This window comes from Parabacteroides sp. AF48-14 (assembly GCF_003477465.1).
Classification (GTDB): Bacteria; Bacteroidota; Bacteroidia; order Bacteroidales; family Tannerellaceae; genus Parabacteroides; species Parabacteroides acidifaciens.
Genome location: NZ_QUDI01000091.1, coordinates 1 through 2,384, shown reverse-complemented (window position 1 = coordinate 2,384; position 2,384 = coordinate 1). Strand labels below are relative to the sequence as shown.

At 43.2% G+C, this 2,384-nt stretch carries 1 protein-coding gene; it reads left to right on the top strand.

The window, feature by feature from the left end; all coding sequences use genetic code 11:
- The first annotated feature begins 607 nt into the window (after window positions 1-607).
- Complete coding sequence (gene ltrA / locus DW083_RS21830) at window positions 608-2,269, top strand: group II intron reverse transcriptase/maturase (protein WP_004319152.1); 1,662 nt, start codon at window positions 608-610, stop codon at window positions 2,267-2,269.
- The last annotated feature ends 115 nt before the right edge of the window (window positions 2,270-2,384 follow it).

Below are 2,384 nucleotides of genomic sequence, written 5' to 3'. Positions count from 1 at the left end.
TGGGTGCGATACGTCGCTGTGTAAGTAATTGTTAAACTTAGATTTAACCCGTTGTTTCGTCAACGGTAGCCTATGGACAGATGCACCAATAGTAATATACTGTATCAAAGCTGTCCAGACAAGGTAGCCCTTCCGAAAGGAGCAGTCAGAACCGTGAGGGAAAGACAATGGCTGTTAGTATCATACAGTCAGGGAGCTTGGCTTGGGTGGTATGGTTAGCGTAAGCGAACTGTCGTCTAAACGTCGTAAGGTTGAAGAAGCCAAAGATACTGATAGGCTTCAGCCCAAAAGGGAAGCAGTCGGTTATTCCTCTCCATTCTGGGAATACACGAACAGAGTACTGCCGGTGTAATAGACAGAACCTAACCCACTTATAAGTTACTTGCACGGAACGTAGTAAGCCCGTATTTCTCCTGCCAATGACAGGTAAGCAGACCGTAAGGAATGCCGAATGGAGTGCGGGTATAGGATTGCAGAAAAAGCGAATGCCACCCTGTAATGGGGTGAATAGGGATTGAAACATCATCCCGCTGCGAAAGCAGGCTGACTTCTGCGGTAGGTGATTCTTTACAAGAAACTTTTAGAACTTTTAAAAGGAGAAAAGCAAATGAACGAAATTAAAAAATCGTGTGCATCGACTGACCAAACGCAGAGCAAATGGGACAGTATAAATTGGCTCAAATGCGAAGCTGCGGTTCAAAAGCTACAAGCGCGTATTGTAAAGGCTCAAAAAGAGGGTCGCCACAACAAGGTCAAAGCCTTGCAGTGGACACTGACCCACTCGTTTTACGCTAAAGCATTAGCGGTAAGACGTGTAACTTCCAATAATGGGAGTAAAACGGCTGGCGTCGATATGGTAACATGGAAAACGCCAGATGCTAAAGTGTGTGCAATAACCGAACTGAAAAGGAGAGGTTATACACCCCAACCTCTGAGACGAGTACATATCAGAAAGAGTAACGGGAAATTAAGACCATTGGGTATACCAACTATGAAAGACCGGGCTATGCAGGCATTGTATCTGATGGCACTGGCTCCCGTAGCTGAAACAACGGCTGATGCCAATTCTTATGGTTTCAGAAAAGAAAGGAGCACGGCAGATGCCGTTCAACAATGCTTCAATGACCTGGCAAGGACGACATCCCCACAATGGATCTTAGAAGGTGATATCAAAGGTTGTTTCGACCATATCAGTCATGAATGGTTGCTTGACAATATCCCTATGGATAAAGTTTTGCTCCGTAAATGGTTGAAAAGTGGATTTATTTTCAACAAGCAACTTTTTCCGACAGAGGAGGGAACTCCTCAAGGCGGCATCATCTCCCCAACTCTTGCAAATATGACTTTGGACGGACTGGAAAAACTGCTTGCCGATAGCTTTCCGATAAACCGCTCGAAGAAAAATTACTATACTCCTATGATAAATCTTGTTCGCTACGCGGATGATTTTATTATCACAGGAGAGAGTAAGGAGTTGTTGGAGAACCATGTTAAACCATTAGTCATTGAGTTTCTTCAAGCAAGAGGGCTTACCTTATCAGAAGAAAAGACTAAGATAACTCATATAGAAGAAGGGTTTGATTTTCTTGGGTTCAATATCAGAAAATATAAAGGCAAGTTTATCACAAAACCATCCAAGAAGAGTCGAAAGAGATTTTTAGATAAGGTTCGTGAAATAGTGGACAAGAACAAGTCTTCTAAGCAACAATCTTTGATACGATTGCTAAACCCAGTCATTAGAGGATGGGCGAACTACTACAAGGGGTGTTCTGCATCGGAAACTTTCCGTAAAACAGATGCACAAATTTTCAACAAACTATGGCGATGGTCTCGCAGAAGACATCCCAAAAAAGGTAAACGATGGATTGCCAACAAGTATTATCACACTGTAAGAGGTAGAAGCTGGACTTTTGCCGTACCGCTTGAAAACAGGAAAGTGGATAAATACCACACTCTTGTGAGATTGTCGGATACGAAAATAAAGCGACATATCAAAATCCGCAGTGAGGCCAACCCATATGATGCCGATTGGAAAGATTTCTTCGATCAATACAAGACCCGAAGAATGCTTGCACACTTAGACGGCAAGCAATATATCTATCGCCTGTGGAATCAGCAAATGCAATGTTGCCCTGTGTGTGGCAAGCACATCACACGGGAAACTCCCTGGAAAATTACTGAAATGACAGGGAGCAGTAGAAAGGCGAAAGTCCTAATACATGATCATTGCAGCCGAATTACTAACAGAAATAAATGGAAGTTACTATGAGCCGGCTTTTAGTTACAAATAAAAGTTTTGAATTGCTTGAGCCGTATGAGGGGAAACTCTCACGTACGGTTCTTAGAGGGGAAAGCTCCCGTAAGGGGGCTGACCTACTCGACAT

Excerpts from the sequence above, each read along its gene's own strand:
- ltrA (WP_004319152.1), top strand. The coding sequence starts at position 608 with ATGAACGAAATTAAAAAATCGTGTGCATCGACTGACCAAACGCAGAGC.